We start from the raw sequence: 25169 nt of genomic DNA, 5'->3' as shown, positions 1-25169 counted from the left end.
CTATAGACATCAACAATATGATAAACTTTCTTCTTGATAATATTTGGCTGATTCTATTCGTAATAATAGGATTGTCATTACTTGCTTATCGTAGTAAGTTTCGTAAAATTGTATATCAAACAGATAGCTGGCTTATTAATATTAAACCGGTATTTGCTGATGAACTTCGTGGGATTATCGGCAATATTTGTATAGAACACTATAAATATAAGAAGTATAGAAATTACTACAGAGGCTTTCTTGTTTCTTTTGTGGTGTTACTTATATTCTACTTTGATTTCATAGGCTTTACACAAATAGAGCCTACTGCTGGGGAAAAAGAAAAAGTGGGAGTGGGCAGTATTCTGCCTTCGTTCTCATTGAGAGATCAGTATGGAAATGTGTTTGTCACCGATTCCGTTATAGGCAAGAACTATCTGGTGCTCTTCTTTTATAATAGCGATAATAGTCCGAACTCTTTACGTGAGGTGTGGGCTTTCCGTGATAATCTCGACGATTTTAAAGCTGTCGGTGCTAAGGTTATCGGCATTGGAAAAGAATCTGTTTCAAGCCACAAGCAATTTTCTACCGAAAATGATCTTTTCTTTCCGTTGCTGAGTGACGAAGGTAACAAGATACGCAAACTCTTTCGAGTACCGTCCAATATGCTGGGATATATGCCCGGACGAGTTACCTACATTGTTGATAAAACAGGAAAAGTGATTTACGTACATAGTTCACAGGTGAGAACTTATAAGCATGCTACCAATGCGCTGAGGTTCCTGGAAAACATGAAGTAATTACAAGGCAGTTTCATATGAGACTGCTTTTTTGTTTTCAATAGTGTAACTTGATGTCGCAAATACGTTGAAATTTGTTGTTCTCTGTTATCGTCTAAATCAAAGTGTTGTATACAAAATGAAGAAGGTGGAAATTTTGATTAGATCGTTAACTGATAGGTTCGAACTGCATAAGGCTAGTTGGCTGGGATGAGTTTACTCAACATTATTTCTTTTATATACCTTCCATCTTATTGGGCTCTCTAAAAAATAGACTATTTTTGTAGGGAACAACCCGTAACACAATGATAAAACTAATTCATACGGCAGATTGGCATATCGGACAAACCTTTTTCGACTATAACCGCAAGGCGGAGCATCTCTGCTTCCTGGCATGGCTCAGAAACCAGCTGCGGGAACAGGCTACGGATGTACTGCTTATTGCAGGCGATGTGTTCGATACACCCAACCCATCAGCCGAGTCACAGAAAATCTTCTATCAGTTCCTTCACGAAATTACTTCAGATAATCCCTCCCTTCAGGTGGTGATAATTGCCGGCAATCACGATTCCGCTGCACGTCTCGAGGCACCGGACCCTCTTTTGCAGGAAATGAATATCACTGTAAAAGGAGTTGTAAGACGTACGTCTGAAGGGGAGATTGACTTTCAACGGCTGATTGTTCCTCTCATAAAAGATGGTCAGGTGGAGGCTTGGTGCATGGTGGTGCCGTACCTGCGTCAGGGAGATTACCCCGAAGCGGAAAGTTATCCGTTGGGTGTTAAGGCTATGTATGATGCCTTGCTTCAGGAAGTACTCAAGATACGTGAGCCCAATCAGGCAATTGTGGCGATGGGACATCTGCATGCCGCCGGAGGAATTGTTTCTGAGGAAGACCGGTCGGAAAGAACCGTGGTGGGAGGTGTAGAGTGTGTGACACCCGACACCTTTTCGGCCTTGATAGCTTATACCGCTCTGGGACACCTTCACCGTGGGCAGCAGGTTTGCGGACGAGAGGAGGTGCGTTATGCCGGTGCACCGCTTCCGATGTCGTTTGCCGAGAAGAACTACAAACAGAGTGTGGCATTGGTAGAAATAGAAGCTTCAGCTGTGACTAAGATTGAAAGACTATATTTCGATGCTCCCGTAAAACTACTGACCATTCCCGATGAGGCTAAACCAATGGAGGATGTGCTGCAAGAAATTGCCAGGCTTCCCGAAGGGGAGATTACAGAAAACTCTTCTTATCTGGAGGTAAAGGTACTCATTACCGAACCTGAGCCTTCATTTCGGTTCAGAATAGAGGAAGCCTTGAAAGACAAATCGGTACGTCTTGCACGACTTGGCTCTGTTCAGCAGGGAGGTGCGGTTGAAGCAAAGGTGTTTAGCTACGAAGAGCTGCAAAAAATTACACCGATGGAGATTGCCCGTATGGAGTTCGAGAAACAGTATGGTGGCACCGAAATGCCCGAAACGATGAAGCAACTGCTGCAAAGCGTAATTCAGGAAATAGAACATGAAGATATTAGCGATTAGAGGACGGAACCTGGCCTCTCTGGAGGGAGATTTTGAGATTGATTTTACGGTAGAACCATTACGCTCTGCCGGATTGTTTGCTATTACCGGCAGCACCGGGTCGGGTAAATCGACGTTGCTCGATGCCCTTTGTCTGCCTCTTTTCGACACTACACCTCGTTTAAGCAGTGTCAGCAGTAACAACAACATACAAGATAATAAAAGTGACACCATAACCCTGAAAGACAGTCGCAATATCCTTCGCAGAGGAACGGTGGAAGGAATGGCGCAGGTCGATTTCGTTTCGCTGGATGGCGAGCACTACCGCTCCACCTGGCAGGTAGGACGAGCAGGAAGCAAAGCATCCGGACGTTTGAGGAATGTATCCATCATCTTGCTGAACCTCACCACGAATGTGGAAGAACAGGGCACCAAGACCGAACTCCTGAAAAAGATCGTCTCCCTTATCGGACTCACCTTCGATCAGTTTACCCGTTCTGTACTGCTGGCACAGGGAGATTTTGCAACCTTCCTAAAAGCCCGGCCGGGCGACAAGGCAGAACTGCTCGAGAAGCTTACCGGCACCGATATCTATTCCCGCATTTCTCAGTCCATCTTCCAAAAGTCTAAGGATGCAGCTCAGGATCTCAAACAGCTGAGAGACCAGATTCAGGGAATTGAACTTCTTTCTGACGAACAGGTGGAGCAGCTGGAACAGGAACGTAGGCAGATAGACGGAGAAACGGTGGTGATGCGGAAGCAGGTCGAAATGCTGAATCAAAAGATTGGGTGGATTAAACAGGAACAAGAGCTTCTTCGTGAGGTGGCTTTGGGGCAAACTAATCTGGCAGGAGCGAAAGCAGCCATCGAGGAGGCGAAACCCCGGTACGATTATGTAGCTCGGGTGGACGAGGTTCAGGAAGTTCGTGATATCTACAACGAACTCCAGGGTAACCTCAGGCAGGGCGTGATCCATAAAAGCGGTTTGCAGGTCAAACAACAGGAAGAGAAGAAAAATGCAGTGCTGATCATTCAGGCTTCAGTCAGACAGAAAGAGTGTCAAGAGCGCCAGCGCCAAGCGAATGAAATCGCCGAAAAAAAAGAACCCGAGATTCTCCGCGCCCGCGAGCTGGACGCCAAACTGGAGGTGGTAAAACGAAATGGCGTACAGGCAAAGAAGGATTCCGATGCCGCCCTGGCCCTTAAGGCGAAGTTTGAAAATGATTTGCAGAATGTAAGCAAACAAATTGTAAAAGAGAATAATAAGATAGTAGACTTAAATAAATGGTTTGAGTCTAAAGAACCCTACAAAGAGGTGGTTCAACGGGTAGATCTGATCGTGAATCTACTTAATACCGCCCAAAGCGCCCACAGACAAGCAGTCAGTTGCGATCAGACGCTGAAAAGCCGTCGTGAAATGCTCGAGACAGAGAAATTGCGATTGGAAGCCACCAGAAAGGAAGCTGATAAGCTAGATAAACTTCTTCCTGCTGAAATCATCGCCCTGCGTGCTCAGTTGAGTGAAGGTGTGCCATGCCCTGTGTGCGGCAGCCTGCATCATCCTTTGCGTGATGAAGAGTTGGCCGGTGGTCGAAGCTTACAAGAAGAGGAATTAAATCGCGCCAAAGAGGAGGCAAAGAAACAACTAGAACAGTTTGCGGCAACTATTGAGGAGTGCGGAAAGGAGATTACCCGTCTCTCCGCCATGGCTGAGAGTTACCGCAAGCAACATGCCGATGCCATGACCGATGCAGAAGGGTGTCTTGGCTCTCTGCCCGGTTGGAAAGAGGAATTTACTCAGGGACAGTTACAGGACAGGCTTCAGAAAGTGGCTTCCGAATGGAACCGGAATCAGATTGAGCTGACCCGACTTCGGGAGAAGAGTGCCGGATTGCAGACCGCCCTTGTTTCCGGGAAGAATAACCTTGAAGAATCAGTTAAATCGGTAGTAGATAAAGAACTGAAGCTGAAAGAGTTTCGCAATGAATACAATGGGCTTCTTGACGAGCGGAAAAAACTCTTGGACGGTAAACCCGCCGATGAAGTAGTTGCATTGATTCAGAAAGAGAAGAAGAGCGCCGAAGAAGAACTTCGCAAGGTGTCCGAAGAGTTGAACCGACTCACATCCAATGGTGAGAGTCTGAAGGGGGCCATTAAGGAGACAATGAGTACTATTACCCGTTTGGAAGAGCGTAACGCCCTCTTGCAAAAAGAACTCGATCAGTGGATTGCCGATCGCAACGGGGTCATCACCCAAGAAATGGTGGCGCAACTCCTGCAAAAAGACAATGCATGGCTGGCTTCCGAGAAGCGAATGCTCGATCTGTTGAAGAAGAACGAGCTGACTATCGGCGCCACGCTTCAGGAACGTAAAAAAAGACTGGAACTACATCTGGCAGCTTCGATTCGTCCGCAGGGAGAGGAAGAAACAATGGAAAAGCTGCAATCCTCTTTACTGGAGATCAATGCTCGGATGGACGGCATGATGAAACGTAGCGGAGAGATTAACGCCCTCTTTACAGCCTATAAAGACGGAAAAGAAAAGGTGAAGAAGTTCCAGAAAGAGCTGCCCGTCAAGGAGTCTCTTTCCGAAAACTGGAGCAAGCTCAACGAACTTTTCGGGTCGGCTACTGGATCCAAGTTTAAGGAAATTGCACAAGGTTATACGCTCGATGTATTGCTTTCCTATGCCAATAAACACCTTCAGGAACTATCTAGGCGATATGAACTAAGACGTATACCCGATACGCTGGGTCTTCAGGTGATCGATCTAGATATGCTAGGCGAAATCCGGAGCGTACATACCCTTTCCGGTGGGGAGTCGTTCCTTGTCTCATTGGCATTGGCGTTGGGACTTTCCTCTCTTTCGTCAAACCGCATGCGGGTGGAGTCGCTTTTCATCGACGAAGGCTTTGGTTCGCTCGATGCCGATACATTGCGAGTGGCAATGGATGCTCTCGAAAGGCTTCAGACGTTGGGGCGCAAAATAGGGGTTATCTCACACGTCAGTGAGATGAACGAGCATATTGCCACGCAGATTCGAGTGGAGAAATCGGTTAATGGAAAAAGTCGCATTCTCATTACGGGCTAATAAGGATGCGCTGAAAATAAAATCCGGTTATTTTTTATTATTCCTGATTGGAACGATAAAAAGAGGGATTTTTGTTCTCTTCAGTACCGCTTTCGCATCACTTCCCAGAATGATATTTTCGGGCCATTTACGGCTGTGAATTCAATCTTTTTTTGTATTAGGTCATTTTTCAGTTTGTTGAGTTGAAGGCTTATAAATACATCTTTTGTTGTAGTCGATAATGTATTTATTCTGTGCCAGGAAATCCGACCCTATAATTCCTATAATATCATAACCTGCCCTTATAATTTTCTCTCTTAAAGATTTTATGTCCAGTATGACGAATTCTTGTTGTACGCCGTTTACCAATAGTCTGATTGCATATGTTGCATCACTACTAGTTCTTTCAGAAAAAGACTGTAGTCTTATATAATCTATTTTTCTGACAAATTCAATTAATCCTTCATGCTCATGAACCCATTCAGAGTCAATTATTGAAAAACTTGAACCTGTATCAATTAGAAAATATTTTATTCCGTAAAACCCCAAATTCACTCTTACAATAGGAATGTTGTTGGTTGAGCCAATGCCGGTGAATTGTATTGAGTCTGGGTTTGAAAATTTGATAGAATCATTCAGTGTAATACCCTTTCTGGAAGGATAAGTAATAAAACTGGAGCACCCTTTGAAAAACAAGATAATCAATAGGCCTGTCAGAATTCCCAGAATAAACAGCTTGTTCTTTTTCATCAATTAATGAATTTGTTTATCCATTACTTGAATTAGAACAATATAAAGTGAAAGTAAGTTTGTCCAGGAGTAAATAAATTAATCGATTTTAAGTTAATATTATTTATTGACCTGAATCACAAAATACAGATCTAATCAGCTATGGATAAAACATACGTGCTAGCTCCGTATATATCTTGATTATTTGACAATCTTAATTATTTTACCAGTTGTGTTATCTACAATTACTTTATCTATTTGATTCCTTAGATAATGTTTAGATAAGAATTCAGTTTGATTGTCCGATAACAAAACTGTATCAAAACTATTAAATGATGCTTTTCCTCTGTCGTATAGATCTTCTCTTATCCAATCATATTTACCTGTATCAAGGTTCAGTTTCCCTATTAACCCTATTGCTGTGACATAAGCTTTATTACCACGAATGATTGGTTGTCCTAGATTAAATCCTGGTATTTCAGTTGTATAGATGGTCTTAAGATTTTCTTTATTAATTTTCTGAACCCAACTGGTTGCTCCATCATGGTCGGTGTCAGTAAAGAAGATATATAAAAACTTATTATCAAGATATAGGTATGCATTTTCAACAATCAATTCAGTTTTTAATTGTACCGTATCTCCATTGATATTTTTAAACCGTCCATATGGAGTTATTATGAATTCTCCTTTTTTTGTTCTAATAATCAAAGTGTCTTCTGCTTCACTTGAATGTATTTTATCAAACATGACAGCAGAATATATTTCTCCTGGTTTGTCAGGTGTTATGCTTATAGAATCTGTTGATTTTTCTTTAGTTAATGATTCTGACGATTCGACTTTTCCTTCGTTTCTTGTATTAGTATTACAGGCAAAAAGAAATAATGTCATTACAAAAAGTATGGTTTTCATATTTTTACACCTGATTTTGTGACAGTTGATTAATGTTTGAATTTGTCTGTATTCATCTGATTCCAAATTTTCTTTTTGTATAATACAGATGGAATTAAAAGATGTATTTATTCTATTCTTTTTACTACATTTTCAATGTCATCAACAAAAAGATTAAAAATAAGTTTGTTTCCCGGATATAGATTTTGCATCTCTTTTCTTAATTCAATAAAATATTCACATGCATCATTGTCAGTTTTTATAATTTCGCTACACGAAACCGATATCACATAACTGCTGCCTTCTTTTTCAACAAAAATATACTTTGGAATTGCATCATCAAAAAATCCAATTGTTTTAAAACCTTCGGCAACTTTATCTATTTCTACTTCCGTTATATTTTCTTTATCATATGAAATTTCATTTTTAACAATTCCATAGGTTTTTGTATCAGCTTTTAAATAGCTTAATTGAGTAAGTCCAACAATGCAAAGAACTATAGATACAAATATTGCCAGTCCAATTATTGAAACTCCTATTGTCCGTCCCCAACTATGTACAGCTCCATTTGCTTGTATGTGAGCTTGTACTTTTGTTTTTTGATATGAATTAAAGACCAGAACACCGATAAAAGTATATATGAGAGGAAAAAGAAAATTTGGGAAATTAATAGAATCAGGTAATATCATAGCAATTCCAAGCATAATGAATGTTATCAATATTGTGAACAACCATGTTTTCTTAACTTTGTCTCTTTGTTGAAGCACCTTAAAGTTTTCTGCCAGCATATAGCCTCCCACTAATGGACCACCTAAATATGCTCCAAAAATTATCTCTCTTTCTTTGTAAATCTTTTGCTCTGTTGTTACTAAGTCTGAAGTTTGTTCCATATTGATCTAGTTATTTAACGTTTATTTCCTCATTTTTACATTCCACATACTATTTTAGGCTGAAGCCGTTTTTAGGGGATGTAAAAATTTGATACGAATATAAAGAATGTTTTTTAGTAAATTATATTTTCTTTTCAAAGATATAAAATTATTTTTTGTTTTAAGCACCCGTTAGAAGATAAAAATATGCATAGAGATCTCTTTTCAGCGAACATGATAGAACAGCAGTTTGTTATTAATCTGATGTAATATAAATAGTTTCTATTAACCCTTAAAAACGATAAGATATGGCAATTAAAAAAGTGTGGCTAGACGAAAGCGAGAACGAATGTATTTCTTGTGGAGCTTGTGAAGTAGCATGTCCCGAGGTATTTGAAGTGCCCGATAAAATGATAGTGAAATCAGGTGTTGATTTCAGTCAGTTTGAATCAGAGATTCTGGATGCAGTAGATAGCTGTCCTTCAGAGGTTATAAAGTACGAGATGACAGACGATGAATAACTTATGAAAAAGCAAAAGAAATGAGATATATCACTTGTATGCTTCTTTCGCTGACAGGTTTGTTTTTTATAACGCAATCTGCCATGGCTCAGGTAACTTACGTTCGTCTTACAGTAGAACTCCCTGAACCTGGAATTGAGAATCAAAAAGACTCTGCTATTTATGTTGCTGGAACTTTCAATAACTGGAATCCGGGTGACACCTTCTGTATAATGAAGCGCATAGACCGCAAGCATTATTCACTTGACATTCCTTGCTTCAGAGACAAGGAATATGAATATAAGTATACCATGGGTAGCTGGAAAGGAGTAGAGAAAAAGACAGATGGTAATGATATTGACAACCGCCGTTTTAAGGCTGGCAAACGGATGAAAATCAAAGATCGGATACAAGGATGGAGCATACCTGCTCCTGTTAATGTTGCTGACACTACAACCTTCCTGAACAAAGAACAGATGGCCTCTTTGATGGCACTGAAAGATTCATTAGGAAAGAGTTTGCCTGTTTATCTTCCACAGCTTCTTGGATTGCTCCAAAAAGTTACGTCAAATTTGTTGGCCGAACAGCCTGACGAATCACTTAGCAAACAATATAATCAGGAGGCAGAGCAGGTTGTAGCAACCATTTTTGAGAAGCTGGGTGTAATCATGAAACAAGCTGTGCAGATACTTACTCCTGAGCAGAAACAGAGATTAAGGGATATGCTTAAAGATGCCAATGGTCCGAAAGATATCATGGGACTGATGGGAAAATTAGCGCCCGGAGGTTCCAAATAGCCGTTTTATGATGATCGCATATTATACTGTAATATATCAACTTACATACGGCAGTTAACGTATCTCCTCTCATTAATCTCTAGAAATATAAAATATTCCAATGTATTTGAAGTTCCCTTGTTTTAACTTCTTCAGTTTATAAGAAGAATTAAAACAAGGGATTTAATTTTCTAAATTACAGTTTTTGAATAAGATCTTTTCTTTATTATGTTTTGATATTTACATTTTTGTTCCACATCAATCTTTTCTCTTTTTAAACTTTCTGGTCTGATTATAAAAGCTATATTTGCAACATGAAAAAAAAGAAATATAAAATATTATATATCTTTTGGCTGTTTTTATTCCTGCAATCAGCACTAGAGATTGATGCTTGTGGGATAAAGAATACCTTTTTCGACTCGTACGATACCTACATTGCACCATCAGATAGCTCTGCCGTAACCAATTTACACCCAATCAGTCTAGATGTTGATTTTAAGGCTTTTTCTACCTGCCTCTATTTTAGTTCCGATTTATTGCCCCGGATGCTATGTGATGTTTTTGTATGCTATCCTTGTCCGGAAAAGAGGAATTGTGTGAAACCTCCTTCGCTGAATCAGTTATACGACGTTTGGATTATTTAGCCGGAATTGTGTCGTGGAGTGATTTTATAAATATTCACTCCACATTATTATCAAATTCAGATTTATAATCCAATAGATTTAAACATGAAGCAATACATTATTCTATGTCTGTTATTATTTATCAACCAGCCATTTATCTCTCAAAATACATTTAAGGCAATCATCAAAGACAAGGAAAACAAGGAGGCTCTTGCCGGAGTTTCCACCTACGTACCCTCCACATCGCAGGGAAGTAGTTCCGATATAAACGGATTTGTAACAATTAATAATATTTCTACCGGGAAATATCTTATCAGGTTCTCAATGATAGGATACAAGGAACAGAAAATGCAGGTAGCCTTTCCTGCTCTTCGCGATACAGTTTATCAGATATTCATGGAAGAAGAGAAGAATGAACTCGATGAAATCATTGTTACATCTACCCGAAGCAGCCGAAGCATTGCCAATATCCCCACGCGGGTAGAAACCATCGTAGCTGGAGAGTTGGAAGAAAAAGCGGTGATGCAGCCGGCAAGTATCAAAATGCTGCTGACAGAAAGTACAGGAATACAAACGCAACAAACCTCTCAACTTTCTAGTAGTGCCAGCATCCGTATACAAGGACTCGATGGAAAGTATACACAACTTCTACAAGATGGTTTCCCTTTGTATTCGGGATTTGCAGGAGGACTAAGCATCTTGCAGATTCCGCCTCTCAACCTTAAGAGCGTGGAAATTATCAAAGGCTCATCTTCTACGCTTTACGGTGGAGGAGCTATTGCCGGATTGGTTAACCTCATTACCAAAGCGCCCGAAGATAAAAAAGAACTGTCCGTATTGCTCAATGCCAATGCCACATCTGCTTTTGATGGCAGCGCTTTTTGCTCACAGAAATATGGAAATTCCGGATTTACTCTTTACGCATCGGGCAATCTCCAGAAAGCGTATGATGTCAATAAAGACGGATTCTCTGATATACCCCGCTTTAACCGATATACCGTCAATCCCACGTTCTTTTTCTATCCTGATAAGAACACCACATTAAGTGTTGGAGGCAATGTAGCCATCGAGACCAGAAAGGGGGGAGACATGGCTGTTCTCAAAGGACTTTCGAATGATGTGCATCTGTATTATGAAAGTAATAACAGCAACAGATACTCTTCGCAGCTGAAATATCAACATACCTTTGCCGGTCAGTCTGTGCTCACAGTGAAGAACAGCATCGGATATTTTAAAAGAATCATTGAACGGCATGGCTATGATTTTGGAGGGAAACAGCTCTCTATCTTTACTGAAGCAAATCTCTTGATACCGGGAAAACGTTCTGAATGGAACCTGGGTACAAACTATACCAGCGATGCTTTCAAGCAATCGGGGAATACTTTAGGCAAGCTGAATTACACAAATGCAGTATTTGGACTCTTTGCTCAGAATACGTATAATATTACCAACCGGTTTCTTGCAGAGAGCGGATTAAGAGCCGACCTCACCAGTGGCAACAGGGTTTACCTGCTGCCCCGTATTTCTTTTCTGTACAAAATAAACCAGCAGCTTTCCTCGCGGTTTGGTGGCGGATTGGGATATAAAATGCCTACTATCTTTTCAGAAGATGCTGAAGAAAGAGCATTTCAGAATATACTTCCGCTCAATTCAAACCCGGTTAGGGCTGAAAAATCATATGGAATCAGTGCCGATATCAATTATAAAAGCACATTGGGCGAGAATCTGTTTTTTAGCATTAACCAAATGTTATTTTACACGGTTATCCATAAACCGCTTATCTTGAGCCCGGTTTCCGATACAGATAAATATGCATTCATCAATGCTTCTGGCAATATGGAAACGAGAGGTTTCGAAACGAATGTAAAACTGAGTTATGAAGATGTTTCCTGCTTTTTGGGATATACCTTTACTGGTGCAGTTAGGAAGTTCAATCGTAACACCATTAACAATCCGCTTACTTCCAAACACCGTCTTAACGCTAATCTGATGTACGAACTCGACGATAAGTTGCGTTTGGCATACGAGCTTTTTTATTTCGGACGTCAGTATCTAACCAGCGGCGAGAGAGTGCGCGATTATTGGGTGATGGGTGCATCTGCACAATATGAATGGGGGAGAATAACCTTCTTTGTGAATTACGAAAACTTTATCGACACACGCCAGTCACGCTGGGAACCTATGTATACCGGCACCATTCAGAATCCTCAATTCAGAGAGATTTATGCACCTACTGATGGTGCTTTATTTAACGGGGGCATACGAATTAACTTGTAATTCAACGGTTGCTGTAAACTGTTATATTCTTATTATTGTATGTTTTTATGGGTAGAGGATTTCTTATCATTATCTACCCATATTTGTTTTAGCAAATGTCTTTCATTAAAGAAATGCGCTTTCTTAATATGTATGACATTAATTATTCATCCGGAATCTGTTTGTTTTCTTTTTTAAATGGAACGACATAAACCGGGATGGTTGTCCTTTTCATAATCATTTTGGCATCATCACCCATAGTGATACTTTCCAGCCATTTTCTGCTATGAGAGCCAATAACAATAATATCAGCACTTATTTCCTTAGCAGTCTCCAGGATGGTCCAGGCAATCTCACCATCTTTTACTATTATACAAACAGATTCGTCGCCAAGCCTTTTCTTTATATCATTCAGAAAATTCAGACTGGCTTTTTTTAGTCCTTCTACGTTTTCAATATACATTTCGTAAGCAGAAGGACAGCTGTCTACCGAATAATACATTGGCAATTCGTGTACCACATGGAGCAATGTAATTTCTGCATTCATCTGTTTAGCAAGCTCAAAGCCCGCATTAGCAACAATTTCCGCTGTCTTATCGTAATCAAGTGCTATCAGTATTTTTTTCATTTTGTTTGCCTCCTTCTTTCCCTACTTTATAATTCCTTTATACAAATGCTTGATTCACTCTTTTATTAGAACAAATTAATGCGTGAAAGGATTTGGTAAAGACTCATTTTCGAATTAATCTTGATGAAAATAGCAGTAATTGTTTGACTTATCCGTATTAACATTGTCTGAGTCTGCTTTAATTCAAAATTTAATGCTTGCATTTTACTTGATTCTTCAGTAGCCCATCATATTTCAAAATAGGAAATCAATGTTTATAGTGACTGATTTAAGACTGTTGAAATTAATTATGTATTAAATTTATAAGTTAAGGTTGTTTAAATAGAAATAAATACTTAGTTTTGGGAAAAACATTAGCTTATTTGCTATAAGATAAATTTAAACACTAGAAAATACGTTTCTGGAGATGTATTGTCATTCAACTAACAGTATGAGCATTCAGCGGTAATTGAATAATTAACTTTAATAGAAATGATAAGCAACCATTAGTTTGCAATTGTTTGAAAAAGCTTAAACTATACAATGCAATACTAAATGAGACTACAATTATTAAATATTAACCATTTAAAAAAGCGATGAGGAAATGCTTAATAAAGATCCTTCTGAATTATGAAAATGAAAAAAACGATTTTAACGACTTTGCTACTTGTATGTATATCCTGTTCTTTATATGCACAAAAAGGTTATGAAAAATCTATCGAATTAGGGGGTGCATTTGGTGTAGATGAATTTAAAAAAAAATCTTTTGAAATTGATATGATTAACGGTTATCGTTTTAATGATTATTTTTCTTTAGGTGCAGGTTTGGGCTTTTGTTATACAAGTGCTTTAATTTATAAAACTTACTCATATGAAGGTCTTGGTGAGATATGTTTAATGCCTCTTTATGGTAGAATAAAAACCAATTTTACAAATTCAAATGTATCTCCATTTATCTTAGTAGACCTTGGCTACACTTTCGATTTAGGAGAGAATTTCCTAAGAAAAACCTATGACTTAATGATTGAACCTGCATTTGGAGTTGACTTTAAACTTAATGAAAAAAAACTAGGTTTTTACTTTTTTGTGGGCTATAACTTGCAAAATGCAAGTTATACATACATGAGAGAGCTAAGGAATTATTTAGAAAAAGGTACGGCTGAATCAATTTCGATTAAAGGAGGTATTAGATTTTAAAAAAGATATTGATTTGTACTAACTTCACTATAAATCAATTTCAGTTACTTAGTTCCTATGAAATAGTAAATGAATACTGAAAATACAAAATCGGAAGCGACAAACATATTTATTCTATGATGACATAAACACACCTGGAATTATGCTTACCATTTTATGTTTTTGAAAGAATGGAATCTGAGACGTACCTATATAAAGTTAATTAATAGTGAATTCTTTGATAAACTATTATTTATCTACGTAATCTCGAGGAAACTCAAACCAATAATTCAATGTGCCGATATATTGTCGTCCGGTAAAACTTTTTAGAGTATAAAAAAGGGCTGAGTTAATCAAAAAACTCAGCCCAAATTGTCTATATTCGTTTCGACCAAAAAATCCTTAAAGACACTTTATGCACTACAATCTCGTAAAAAACTGTTTAATGGCATAGTGCAAAATTAAGATGAAACACAAATGGAGTTGATTTTACTTCCACATGTTCTGAAGTTCTGGTAATAATTTGAATAAGAGGTCGATTCGTTGATTATATATATCGATAAGATCTAATTGTTTTTCTTCATCTTCTCGGCTGATGCAAGGAGATGTCTTGTCGGAATAGAAAAAACCGATTGGGTTACCTTTGTCAATTCTGATGGTTTCGAAAAGTTTTTCTTCCATTTCTTTTGTGAGTCCGGAGAGATTCACATTTTCTAATTCCGCATTGAAAATGCTTATAATTCCACTGGTCTCACCAATACGCTGATACTCTCTGTTAAATACTAAAGCTTTGTTGCATGCTATGTTGTAAATCATGCCGTAAGGCTTTTCTATTCTGAATTCTTTGGCGGTTCTTAACATTTCTTTTACTTTTAAGTGGTTAATAATATCATTTAAGCGTTCAAAGGTGGTTGCTTTAAATAGCTTGTCCTCATAGGAAATTAATGCGGTGAAGGAGCCTTGCCCGTGAGGGAACAGCTCACCGATAGAGATGTTTAAGGCATCGGCAATGGCCTGTACCCTGTCAAGCCGTGGATTGCCGTGGATACTTTGGGCCAGAGTGGAGGCGCTGATGCCCATGCGTTGGGCAAGTTCTGCTTGAGTTATACCTCTCCGCTTACAAATTTCTTTAATGTCAATCATAAATATTAATTTAATAGTTGCGTTGTAAATGTAGGACTAATATTTAGATAAACAAAAATAAATCGATGAATAATTTATATAAAGCTAAATAATTACATATATTAACGGTTTGATAATGCTTAGATGTGTTGTCAAGTTACTGCTAATGTAGGGTATGGGGAGGGAAATTAAAAAGATGAGAAATAGCTTGACAGTGTGACAAACTTATGTAAAATAGATCTTTTATATGGTTCTGTGTAAAATTTGTCACCCCTATCAGCAGGGCGTTTCAGACGTTAGGGGTGCTTTACCCCCTCAAATTGATGGTTATGAATTACCTTTTTGAAATGAGGTAGTGACGCTTTTTTAAATTTGCTTTTTTGGAAATATATATTTTTTTATTTGCGTGTTTGGTTTATGGTTAATATGCATAAAATCTGATTATTATATTGTGGAGGTGCGTTTTTTTAATGGTTTTAGGTTAAAACAAATTACCTGGTGTATTCTCTCTCTGAGTAAAAGTTGATATGAATATTAGTTAATTTTATTAGACAAAATAACGTTGTGCCTCAGTTGTCGATAACGTTTTCTTCTTAAAAACCACCTAATTACAAAATTTGTTCTTTGGTAATCATAACAATTTTGATGTTTAACATCATTGATATCACAAGAAATCATTGAGCTGTTTTTTATAGCAGATTGATACCAGATATAATAGAGTATTATTGTGCTAAAACAAATGATGCCGAGAATACATTTATATTTCTTCTCTACAGATTAGTAAACTCCTGTACAAAACAATGCATTCTTTTGTACAAGAGAATTAATTGTTCTGTACAGAAGAATGCATTGTTTTGTACAGGAGAAATTAAATTCATAGGATCAAATTTGTTTTTTAACTGATAGTCTCTATTTTCCCTTTTTTTCTCTTCACTGCTCCCGTATAACAAGGCTGTTAATCCAATCCCTGCCAGATATTTGTCCGCTAATTCTGCCGTTAGTTGTACATTAAATATCTCCGTTATCCCTCCAACTCCTGCTAATTCAGCACTAATCATCGGTCAATTCCCACCAGACAATCCCCCGTCAGTTGGACGAAAGTCACGCGCTGCTCACGCAGAAGTCACGCACCTATAATGTAATGAATGTGAATGTGTTATGACGAAAGCGCGTGACTTGCGTGACTTGTGCTACTTTTTTAAATTAATGTTATGGGGAATTGATACGATAGGGAACGAACAAACTAATATTGAAACATTTTCGAGAGTCAATTTCAAAATGTGCAGGTTACATGATGTTTTTAAAAGTGATAACAGCCTACTATTTTATTACCATTTAACGAAAATAAAAACACTTTATAATAGGAAAAATAAAGTTATGGATTATTTTAATGAAATATTTTGCAAATAAATATTATATACTTACCTTTATAAAAAATATAAATTGAACATTTACAATAAGAAATAAATAAACAAATTATTATTGGTTAAATATAATATATATTTAAATAAAATTTTGACATAAAGAAAAAAATATTTTGTTATAGTATGATTTAGTAATATCCTTAATGACTTGTTATGATGAATGAAGAAGTACAAAAGTTGTCACAACTAATTGAATCCGGAGCAGAAATGCTTGATGTTTATATCACTCTTGAAGATATTCTGGAACAAGATATCACGACTCCTTTGAAAATCCTTTTTACGCTTCTAGATAATGAAAGATTTGCAATCTATTTCCGTGAAAGGGTGAATATTCATTTTACCGGATTTAATAATATGAATAAAGAATTATGGGAAATTCCGGATGTAAGAAACTTTATTTTTAAACTGGATGAGGAATTTCCATATTGGTTCTATTTTTTATCGAAAAAGAATAATAGTTTATTTATCATTTTTCAGAGTTATATGATTCCTTTTTTATCTTCTCAAATGAATTATGAATTAAACAGGCCGAATCTAAGAGAACATTTTGTAAATAAATGGGTTCCGGCATTGTATGAAATCTGTGAATATGCTGATATTTCTGAAGATGAAAGTCGCCAGATGTGTAATAGAGTTTTTTCCCAGCTAATAAATATGGGTATAGCTTAACAACTGTTTTTTATCAGATGTATGAAGTACCAGTATTGGAAAAGAAGAGTGAGGCGAGTACAATTCATTAGATTCAATAAGATTAAGAATGGCAAGAAAACAAAATAATTCTTCTTGTTTTAAATTTTCTATTGAAAAATTTGTATAAATCAAATTCTTCTATTATTTTAGGAGGGATTAAAATTAAATCTAGCCCTATGAAGAGAGATGCAGGAATAACAAAAATAATCCTTCAACATTCTTGTACAGATTGCAATAAATGTGGGGGATATGCTTTATGCATTGATAACTTAGGTTATATAACAGCAGATGTGGATGATACGGAATCTAGAGTTTTCTGTTTTAAAGATAAGATTACGGATTATCAGTTGGATATCATTCGCGAGAAGATGTTTAAAATGGGGTTGAACCACTTCAATCAAAATGTATCTGACCTTAATACAGTATACAATGGACCTTCGTATACGCTCAATGTTTGGTTTGGCAGGGAAAAGCTGGTGTTTAGTAACTTGCTTGGTCAGGTTTCTGAAGAACTTATAGAATTGATTGATTTGATTGAAGATACTTGTAAGGTAGATTGCTCTGTTTTCGAAGCGGCAAGGAAACCCCGGAAATGTCCCAAATGTGGTAAATCGCCCGTCGCCACCATTTTATACGGTTTCCCGGTTTTCACAGATAAACTGATGTCGGAGCTGGCCACTGGAAGAAAAGTGCTGGGCGGTTGCAATATTCCTGTGGATGCCCCGCAATGGAGTTGCTCTTTCTGTGGAACGAAGATCTATCGTGAAGAAAGTTCTTTTGATAATTCATTTGGGTGAAATCATTGAAAATCATAAATGAAAAAAATCCTGCAATAAACAAATAATAGGTTATTGCAGGATTTTTTTATTGCTATTTTTTGAAGAATTTCTTGTGTCGTTTAGAAATCGTTGTATTAACTAATTCAAGAAACCTAAGTCCTTTCATCTCCAATCCTTCTATCTCTAATTCATTAACTGCAGATTTGGCAGCAGATAAATTCTCTTGTCGAATGAAACCAAAAGAAGGGGAGGTGAAATATGCAATTAGCAAATCTTCGTAATCTTCTCTATATGCTATAGTAGATTTTAAAAAGATAAATATTTCAAGCGGTATTGGTTTTTTAATGAACGATTCATCCGAAAAATTAATCGTATCACACCCAAAACCCATAAACAACAGATTATTGTCTTTAGCAATTTGAGACATGTTTTCTAAATGATCTGTTACGTTTTCTTTTGTGACCGGCAGATAAACACAGAAACCCTTTCTGTATTTGTATTCTCCCACGTGTAATTTTTTGCGAAGTCTTTTTTTCATAATATAAAAATTTATTTCGTTTTAAAGATAGGAGCATTATTAGATGAACCCTAATATATGTTGTTAATTAAAGAAATATTAACGATAATCAATGTTTAAATAATTAATCTATAGAATTATATATTTTTATGATATAGTAAGCAATATTTATTCTATAAGGAAAGGAACCAATTTTATGCTTCCTTGTTTAATTTAGATGGAGAGAGATTGTGTTGAGGGAAATTGTGTTGAGGGAAATTTAGTATTTAATGAACCCGGATGATTTGTAAGGATTATGATAAGAGGTGTGCGTGGATTACATAAGATTTTCTGCTTGACTGCAATAAAAAAAGGATTCAAGTGGTTAGGAATGGCAGTGGTATACTTCATTGCCGCAGCTGTTTTATACATCGTTCTGGCATTTCTTTTATCTAGAATTGCAGTTCCTGCCGAAAAAGTGAAAGGGGAGGAAGTTACGATTTTTATTATGAGCAATGGGGTGCACACGGATTTTGTGATGCCTGTAAAATCGGAAGTAGTCGACTGGAGCCGGGAGGTGAAGTTCTGTAATACACTTGGAAAGGATAGTCTGTATTTGTATGTTGGTATGGGATGGGGCAATAAACGTTTCTATATGCAAACACCCACATGGGCCGATTTGACTTTGAAAACAGGGCTGATAGCAACGTTAGGCTTGGGGAAATCGGCTATACATGCAACCTTCTACAAAGAAATAAGCAAGTATGATAAGTATGTGCAGATCGAAATGACAATTGATCAATATAGAAGGTTGGTGAAGTATATTGATTCAACTTTTGCAAAAGATTCAGCCGGACACTATCAGGTAATTGTGTCGAATGCAAATTATGGAGACTCGGATGCGTTTTACGAAGCGAACGGACGTTTTACGATGTTTTACACCTGCAACACCTGGCTGAACTCGGGGTTGAAGGCGTGTGGACAGCGGGCTTGTTTGTGGACTCCTTTCGAGGAGGGGATTTTCTTTCAGTACAGAAAGAAATAAATAGGAAAGATTGTTCTTATCCGTTTTGTTCTTTGTTTGAACGTTTCTACACATCCGGTTGTTCTATTAATGGCAATCAATTGATAAGTAAAACGATGGATATGTGGAAAAGGCTCTTTTTGTTTGGGATATTCGGTGTCTGCACGGTGGCATTTGTTGTCCGGGGGCAAACGCTGACGGCTAAGGAGATAGTAACAAAAGCGGATGAAAAGGCACGGGGTGTTACTGCTCAGAGTGAAAGTACCATGACAATAATACGGCCTTCGTGGACACGCTCAATTACCATGAAGAGCTGGGAGAAGAATAACGGCAGGGCGCTGATTCTGATTACCTCGCCGGCTAAAGACAAGGGGCAGGTTTTCCTGAAAATCAAAACGGAGATGTGGAACTGGGTTCCCGCTATTGAACGTATGATTAAGATTCCGCCTTCAATGATGCTGCAATCGTGGATGGGGTCGGACTTTACGAACGACGACCTGATTAAGGAGTCGTCAATCATTAATGATTACGACCACAAATTTCTGGGCAAGGAAACGGTACGGGACTGGGTGTGTTACAAGATAGAGATGATACCACATCCTGAAGCTGCAGTAACCTGGGGAAAGGTTATTTTGTGGATTACCGAGAATGGCTTTAACCAATGGAGAGCCGAATACTATGACGAGGACATGAAACTGATTAATGTGCTGAATGCATCTGTCATTAAGAAAATGGGAGACAGGGAGGTACCTACAAAAATGGAGATTGTTCCGGTGGATAAAAAGAATAACAAAACGGTGCTGGAGATTAAAAGCATTATTTATGACCAGCCCATTCAGGATAGTTATTTCTCTCAACAGAATATGAAAAGCGTGAGTCAACGTGTTAAATAAATGGAATGAATAGTTATGTAAAGTTGGCATGGCGAAATCTGTGGCGCAACAAGCGCAGAACGATTATCACTTCGGCTTCGGTGTTCTTCGGGGTGGTGTTGTCGTCGTTTGTCCGCTCCATGGAAGAGGGCTCGTATGCTCAGTATATTCAATGCATCGTAAATTCATATACCGGTTTCATTCAGATACATAAAAAGGGGTATTGGGATGATAAGGTGATTAATAATTCGTTTGAACTGACCCCGTCGATTCTGTCAGTATTGAAAGGAAATAAGAATATTACCAATTACTCGCCCAGATTTGAGACGTTTTGTCTGGCATCAACCGAAGACATGACGAAAGGGGTGATGATATTCGGCATTGATCCGAAGCTGGAAGACAAGATTACCAATATATCGGGAAAGCTGAAGCAGGGACATTATCTGAAGGAGAACGATAACGGGGTTATCCTGAGCAGCGCACTGGCTAAGTTCCTGAAGCTGGGAGTGAAGGATACACTAGTGTTGATTGGGCAGGGATATCACGGAATTAGTGCGGCGGGTAAGTATCCGGTGCGCGGTATCATTAAACATCCCTCTCCAGAACTGGACAGGTCGTTGGTAGCTATGGAAATAAAGCATTGTCAGGAGCTATTCTCGGCACCAGGAATGCTCACTTCGATGGCGATTATGGTGCATGAAAACAGCGAGACTGCTGCAACAAAGAAGATGCTTCAACGAAAACTTTCGGGCAGTTTGGAAGTAATGGATTGGAAGGAGATGAACGAATTGTTGCTTAAGCAAATTGAGAGCGACAGGGCAGGCGGGGTGATTACGATAGATATTCTCTATCTGATTATAGCTTTCGGAATATTTGGAACAATAGTGATGATGATGGCCGAACGGAAAAAGGAGTTTGGCATGATGATAGCAGTTGGAATGCAAAAGCAAAAACTGATGCTTGTGGTACTCCTTGAAACAATATTCATAGGAATGTTGGGAGCCATTACGGGTATTATGGGAAGCATCCCAGTGTTGGCATATTACTATTACCATCCTATACCGTTTACCGGACAGGCGGCTCAGATGATGCTGGATATGGGATTTCCGCCGGTAATGTTCTTCTCGCTGGATCCGATGATTTATTTTAAACAGGCGCTGACCATCTTTATTTTTACCCTGATCATAGGGATATATCCTGTGTGGAATGTGAAGAAGTTACAAGTTGCAAATGCGTTACACTACTAGAAAAAGGAGGAGATTATGCTTGGATCGTTATCCTGGAAAAACATCTGGAGAAATAAACTTCGGAGCTCAATCGTAATCGCTGCAATGGCTTTAGGAGTTTTTGCCGGTGTGTTTATCATTGCTCTGATGAATGGAATGGTGGATGCACGGCTGAATGCTATTGTCCGTACAGAAACATCATCAGTACAGATACACCATCCTGAATTCCTGGCTAACAGTGATTTTGCAAGCCGTATACCAAATGCAGATGAAGTGGTGCAAAGGGCCGGATCAATAAATAATGTGTTGGGGGCAAGTAAGAGATTGGTGATTATCTCTATGATAGCTTCGGCCGAAACAAATGCAGGAGTAAAGATTCTGGGAGTGGAACCAGGCATGGAAAGAAAAGTTTCGAACATCTGGAGCCGGATGGTGGAGGGTAGCTATTTTGATAGTAACAAGAAGAATGCGATTGTGATAAGCCGGAAACTTGCTGATAAGTTGAAGGTGGGACTGAACAAAAAAGTGGTGATTACAATGCAGGATGTGGATATGAATATAACTGGCGGAGCTTTCCGGGTAGTGGGTATTTATGAAACGGACAATGCGTTGTTTGATGAATCGAATGTGTTTACCCGATATTCCGATCTTTGCAGATTGGCCGGGCTGGATACTACCCAGGCGCATGAAATTGCCATATTGGTAGATAAAGAAGGTAATTCGCAAGTGGTGAAAGATGTACTAAAGCTGGATTATCCTTCGTTGGATATTCAGGACTGGACACAACTGAGTCCTGAAGCGGGATATCTGGTCAGTGCCATGAACCAGTATTTGTACATCATCGTTTTGATAATCATGCTGGCTCTCTGTTTTGGAATCATCAATACAATGCTGATGGCGGTACTCGAAAGGACGAAAGAACTGGGAATGCTGATGGCGATAGGAATGAATAAAATAAGGATATTCTTTATGCTGATGCTGGAAACACTCTACTTGTCGATTACAGGTGGATTTATTGGCATCATCTCCGGCTATCTACTTTGCAGATATCTTGGGAAGGTGGGACTGGATCTTTACTTCTGGAAAGAAGCGTATCAAAGTTTTGGATATTCCTCAATGGTTTACCCCGAAATAGAACTGAATATGATTGGCTTTATGGCCATTATGGTAGTTCTCACGGGGTTATTCTCAACCATATTTCCTGCGTATAAAGCATTGAAGGTGAATCCGGCTGATGCCACACGAACAAAATAATTCTGAATAAATACATGAAGCTATGAATATTATTGAGATAAAGGGAATTACCAAGGTTTACGATATAAAGACAATGCCTTTCAAGGCTCTGAACGGGATAGATCTGAGCTTTGAGCAGGGAGAGTTTGTGGCTATTGTGGGGCCATCGGGTTCAGGGAAAACAACACTGCTCAATATAATGGGTGGACTTGATATGCCAACGGAAGGAGAAGTGATGATTGAAGGGGTGAATATCAGCCGGCTGAGCGAACGAAAAAAGACCAATTTCCGGATGAATAATATAGGCTTCGTTTTTCAGGCATATAATTTGATTCCGGTACTTACGGCAAAGGAGAATGTTGAATTTATCCTCCAATTGCAGGGAGTTACACCTGATTATGTGGAAGAGCGGGCACTGAAGCTTCTGACGGCTGTGGGGCTGGGTGATAAGGCGGACCGCAGACCTGCCAAACTGTCTGGCGGAGAACAGCAACGGGTGGCTGTGGCAAGGGCACTGGCATCGAGGCCCCGATTTATTCTGGCTGACGAACCTACTGCCAATCTGGATTCAAAATCGACCGAGAACCTGCTCGAAATCATGGAAAAGATGAACCGGGAGGAGAATATTACGTTCATTTTTTCAACGCACGATGCCCGGGTGATGAAAAAAGCCCGAAGGGTAATCACGATTGAAGATGGCAAGGTGATAGAGGATGTGCAGAAGGAGTAAATGAAGGTTTAAGTTTTGGGAGATGTACCATGAAGCGCGAAAGAATAATAGTGTGGTTGTTCTTGTGGCTGTTATCCTTCCCTTGGAAAGCTGCAGCACAGGAGGATTCTGCCAGGGTGAATTCTGTTACGATGAACGGTTACGTGGAGGATATGCAGGCATTTATTTTTCATGATTTCAACTCTGCCTGGATTAACTCGAACCTCGTCAGGAACCGACTCAACTTTAAATGGCATATTTCTTCTTCTCTGACGGCTTCAATGGAGATGACCAACCGCTTTCTAGTTGGTAACATTCTGACCCGTTTACCCCTGTACAAGAGTACATTTGATTACGACAACGGGATGCTCTCTTTATCCAGAAACTGGTTTAAAGGCAAGAATTACATTCTAAATACTTCGGTAGACAGATTGTGGCTACAATATTCCGGCGACAAGCTTCAGGTTACTGCAGGTAGGCAACGCATTAACTGGGGGCAAAACTATGTATGGAATCCCAATGATATATTCAACGCCTATTCTTATCTTGATTTTGATTATGTGGAGAAACCCGGGAGTGATGCTGTGAGGTTGCAGTATTTCATTAATCCTACTTCGGTATTTGAGTTGGCAGCTAAGCTCAACAGGCAGAAAAGAACAACCCTGGCCGTACTCTATCGTTTCAATAAATGGAAATACGATATTCAGCTGATTGCCGGAATGGTTGACCGCACCGACTGGATGCTGGGCGCTGGATGGTCGGGGCAGATAAAGGGTGGGGGAATAACGGGAGAAGCGAGCTATTTCAGACCAATGAAACACTTTAATGATACTACGGGAGTGTTTCTTGCCTCGTTAGGATACAATTACACTTTCAGGAATTCACTGGCAATTCAGGCGGAAGTGCTTTACAACGGAAACAAGAGCTCATCGGCTCTTTTCTCGGTAGATCCGCTTTCTTCGACTAACCTGAGTGCAAAGAATCTCTTTCTGCGTGATTTTTCCTTCTTTGCGTCCCTTTCTTATCTTGTTACACCACTAATTAACTGCTCATTGGCCGGTATCGGAAATGCTAAAAACAAACTATATTTCATTATCCCCACTGTGACTGTATCGCTCAGCAATAACCTGGAGCTTTCCGCAGTTGGACAACTTCTGAGATATACAGAACACGACATCTTGAGGCAGGACATAAACTTTGCATACTTCAGACTGAAACAGAGCTTCTGATAGTTGGGAAAAGAACCGGCATGCTGGTTACTTCTTTGTATTGACGCGTGTATATACGGTTGAAATCTTTTTGTTATTTTCAAAGTAGCTGTGAACAATCTTATCAGGTGATTCAAACACTTCATAAAATTTATCGGTTACTTTTTCTGGATGGGTAATGTCCATAATAGCAACTCCTTCATGTTGATTCTCTGAAACAAATTCGATTATATAAAAAATCATTTTCCCGGAATGCTTATCTAGCTCTACCCCAATTATTTTTCCGGATCTGTTATCGTATCCACATAACTGTTTATTCTGAGAGATAATCTTATTCTTTACTTTCATCTTAGAACTTCCTGTCATGGCGTTTTTCCCGTATGCGGAAAATTCAAGCCAGTTTATTGTATCTTTACTGACTTCGTTTTTCCAAGTACCAAAGAACTTTTTGAGCAGCTCTGCTTGATTGAGTTTTTTCTGGCTGCTTTGTGCATGTGCTCCATTTGAACCTGCCATGAGGAGCAAGACTATAACTGATACAAAACACAGTTTTTTCATGATCTTACGGTTTTTTGAATTATAATTCTCTGCATCAATGATATAAACAACCTACAGAATGA

At 38.7% G+C, this 25169-nt stretch carries 24 protein-coding genes; 16 read left to right on the top strand and 8 right to left on the bottom strand.

Annotated elements, in window-relative coordinates; genetic code table 11:
- The first annotated feature begins 17 nt into the window (after positions 1 to 17).
- From ABWU87_RS04900 to ABWU87_RS04890, 3 genes are all read left to right on the top strand, one after another.
- The gene (locus tag ABWU87_RS04900) at positions 18 to 779 is read left to right on the top strand and encodes a peroxiredoxin (protein WP_353333794.1); all 762 of its coding nucleotides are present in this window, start codon (positions 18 to 20) and stop codon (positions 777 to 779) included.
- Between the two features lie 287 nt (positions 780 to 1066).
- Positions 1067 to 2293: an exonuclease SbcCD subunit D gene (locus tag ABWU87_RS04895; RefSeq protein ID WP_353334417.1), complete on the top strand. Its 1227-nt coding sequence runs from the start codon at positions 1067 to 1069 to the stop codon at positions 2291 to 2293.
- Positions 2274 to 5363, top strand: a complete 3090-nt coding sequence (locus ABWU87_RS04890) for an AAA family ATPase (RefSeq protein ID WP_353333792.1) — start codon at positions 2274 to 2276, stop codon at positions 5361 to 5363. The genes ABWU87_RS04895 and ABWU87_RS04890 overlap by 20 nt, the downstream gene beginning before the upstream one ends.
- 162 nt (positions 5364 to 5525) lie before the next feature.
- On the opposite strand, the gene ABWU87_RS04885 is transcribed toward ABWU87_RS04890, so the two are convergent.
- The 3 genes from ABWU87_RS04885 to ABWU87_RS04875 all read right to left on the bottom strand — a co-directional run bounded on the left by ABWU87_RS04885 (position 5526) and on the right by ABWU87_RS04875 (position 7849).
- Entirely contained in the window at positions 5526 to 6092 is a 567-nt protein-coding gene (locus tag ABWU87_RS04885; RefSeq protein WP_353333790.1) for a hypothetical protein, read from the bottom strand.
- A 180-nt stretch (positions 6093 to 6272) separates the two neighbouring features.
- The gene (locus tag ABWU87_RS04880) at positions 6273 to 6980 is read right to left on the bottom strand and encodes a hypothetical protein (protein ID WP_353333788.1); all 708 of its coding nucleotides are present in this window, start codon (positions 6978 to 6980) and stop codon (positions 6273 to 6275) included.
- 107 nt (positions 6981 to 7087) lie between these two features.
- Positions 7088 to 7849 carry a hypothetical protein gene (locus ABWU87_RS04875; RefSeq protein ID WP_353333786.1) on the bottom strand — a complete coding sequence of 254 codons (762 nt, stop codon included), beginning with the start codon at positions 7847 to 7849 and terminating at the stop codon, positions 7088 to 7090.
- Between the two features lie 287 nt (positions 7850 to 8136).
- Here ABWU87_RS04875 and ABWU87_RS04870 point away from each other — a divergent pair, with 287 nt between their 5' ends.
- The 4 genes from ABWU87_RS04870 (at position 8137) to ABWU87_RS04855 (ending at position 12004) form a co-directional block, all read left to right on the top strand.
- The gene (locus ABWU87_RS04870; protein ID WP_353333784.1) at positions 8137 to 8349 is read left to right on the top strand and encodes a ferredoxin; all 213 of its coding nucleotides are present in this window, start codon (positions 8137 to 8139) and stop codon (positions 8347 to 8349) included.
- A 20-nt stretch (positions 8350 to 8369) separates the two neighbouring features.
- A complete protein-coding gene (locus ABWU87_RS04865; RefSeq protein ID WP_353333782.1) occupies positions 8370 to 9125 on the top strand; it encodes a hypothetical protein in 756 nt (251 codons plus the stop codon).
- 293 nt (positions 9126 to 9418) lie between these two features.
- Positions 9419 to 9748, top strand: coding sequence for a hypothetical protein (locus tag ABWU87_RS04860; RefSeq protein WP_353333781.1), 330 nt, complete (start codon positions 9419 to 9421; stop codon positions 9746 to 9748).
- Positions 9749 to 9832: 84 nt separating this feature from the next.
- On the top strand, positions 9833 to 12004 hold the full coding sequence (locus ABWU87_RS04855) for a TonB-dependent receptor (protein WP_353333779.1): 2172 nt from the start codon (positions 9833 to 9835) through the stop codon (positions 12002 to 12004).
- A 142-nt stretch (positions 12005 to 12146) separates the two neighbouring features.
- Here the strand turns inward: ABWU87_RS04855 and ABWU87_RS04850 are convergent, their stop codons facing one another.
- On the bottom strand, positions 12147 to 12611 hold the full coding sequence (locus ABWU87_RS04850) for a universal stress protein (protein ID WP_353333777.1): 465 nt from the start codon (positions 12609 to 12611) through the stop codon (positions 12147 to 12149).
- Between the two features lie 609 nt (positions 12612 to 13220).
- Between ABWU87_RS04850 and ABWU87_RS04845 the strand changes: the two genes are divergently transcribed.
- Positions 13221 to 13787: an outer membrane beta-barrel protein gene (locus ABWU87_RS04845; protein ID WP_353333775.1), complete on the top strand. Its 567-nt coding sequence runs from the start codon at positions 13221 to 13223 to the stop codon at positions 13785 to 13787.
- A gap of 468 nt (positions 13788 to 14255) precedes the next feature.
- On the opposite strand, the gene ABWU87_RS04840 is transcribed toward ABWU87_RS04845, so the two are convergent.
- Together ABWU87_RS04840 and ABWU87_RS04835 are read right to left on the bottom strand one after the other, a co-directional pair.
- Positions 14256 to 14909 (bottom strand): helix-turn-helix domain-containing protein, encoded by a 654-nt coding sequence (locus ABWU87_RS04840; RefSeq protein WP_353333773.1) that lies wholly within the window; start codon positions 14907 to 14909, stop codon positions 14256 to 14258.
- Between the two features lie 749 nt (positions 14910 to 15658).
- Positions 15659 to 15946: a hypothetical protein gene (locus ABWU87_RS04835; protein WP_353333771.1), complete on the bottom strand. Its 288-nt coding sequence runs from the start codon at positions 15944 to 15946 to the stop codon at positions 15659 to 15661.
- 519 nt (positions 15947 to 16465) lie between these two features.
- Between ABWU87_RS04835 and ABWU87_RS04830 the strand changes: the two genes are divergently transcribed.
- Both ABWU87_RS04830 and ABWU87_RS04825 read left to right on the top strand, forming a co-directional pair.
- The gene (locus tag ABWU87_RS04830) at positions 16466 to 16981 is read left to right on the top strand and encodes a hypothetical protein (RefSeq protein ID WP_353333769.1); all 516 of its coding nucleotides are present in this window, start codon (positions 16466 to 16468) and stop codon (positions 16979 to 16981) included.
- A gap of 197 nt (positions 16982 to 17178) precedes the next feature.
- Entirely contained in the window at positions 17179 to 17799 is a 621-nt protein-coding gene (locus ABWU87_RS04825; protein ID WP_353333767.1) for a hypothetical protein, read from the top strand.
- A 73-nt stretch (positions 17800 to 17872) separates the two neighbouring features.
- Here ABWU87_RS04825 and ABWU87_RS04820 read toward each other — a convergent pair whose 3' ends face one another.
- A complete protein-coding gene (locus tag ABWU87_RS04820; RefSeq protein WP_353333765.1) occupies positions 17873 to 18319 on the bottom strand; it encodes a hypothetical protein in 447 nt (148 codons plus the stop codon).
- Between the two features lie 313 nt (positions 18320 to 18632).
- Here ABWU87_RS04820 and ABWU87_RS04815 point away from each other — a divergent pair, with 313 nt between their 5' ends.
- The 6 genes from ABWU87_RS04815 to ABWU87_RS04790 all read left to right on the top strand — a co-directional run bounded on the left by ABWU87_RS04815 (position 18633) and on the right by ABWU87_RS04790 (position 24570).
- Positions 18633 to 19322, top strand: a complete 690-nt coding sequence (locus ABWU87_RS04815; RefSeq protein WP_353333763.1) for a TIGR02117 family protein — start codon at positions 18633 to 18635, stop codon at positions 19320 to 19322.
- 101 nt (positions 19323 to 19423) lie between these two features.
- Positions 19424 to 20194, top strand: coding sequence for an outer membrane lipoprotein-sorting protein (locus ABWU87_RS04810; protein ID WP_353333761.1), 771 nt, complete (start codon positions 19424 to 19426; stop codon positions 20192 to 20194).
- Between the two features lie 5 nt (positions 20195 to 20199).
- Positions 20200 to 21420: an ABC transporter permease gene (locus tag ABWU87_RS04805; protein ID WP_353333759.1), complete on the top strand. Its 1221-nt coding sequence runs from the start codon at positions 20200 to 20202 to the stop codon at positions 21418 to 21420.
- 15 nt (positions 21421 to 21435) lie between these two features.
- Positions 21436 to 22653 (top strand): ABC transporter permease, encoded by a 1218-nt coding sequence (locus ABWU87_RS04800; RefSeq protein ID WP_353333757.1) that lies wholly within the window; start codon positions 21436 to 21438, stop codon positions 22651 to 22653.
- Between the two features lie 22 nt (positions 22654 to 22675).
- Positions 22676 to 23362, top strand: coding sequence for an ABC transporter ATP-binding protein (locus tag ABWU87_RS04795; RefSeq protein ID WP_353333756.1), 687 nt, complete (start codon positions 22676 to 22678; stop codon positions 23360 to 23362).
- A 29-nt stretch (positions 23363 to 23391) separates the two neighbouring features.
- Entirely contained in the window at positions 23392 to 24570 is a 1179-nt protein-coding gene (locus tag ABWU87_RS04790; RefSeq protein ID WP_353333754.1) for a hypothetical protein, read from the top strand.
- 27 nt (positions 24571 to 24597) lie between these two features.
- On the opposite strand, the gene ABWU87_RS04785 is transcribed toward ABWU87_RS04790, so the two are convergent.
- Positions 24598 to 25107, bottom strand: coding sequence for a hypothetical protein (locus ABWU87_RS04785; protein WP_353333752.1), 510 nt, complete (start codon positions 25105 to 25107; stop codon positions 24598 to 24600).
- Between the last annotated feature and the right edge of the window lie 62 nt (positions 25108 to 25169).

The sequence above is a fragment of the Bacteroides sedimenti genome, assembly GCF_040365225.1.
Taxonomy (GTDB): Bacteria; Bacteroidota; Bacteroidia; order Bacteroidales; family Bacteroidaceae; genus Bacteroides; species Bacteroides sedimenti.
Note: the sequence above shows the minus strand (reverse complement) of the source record. Positions and strands in the feature narration are given on the sequence as shown.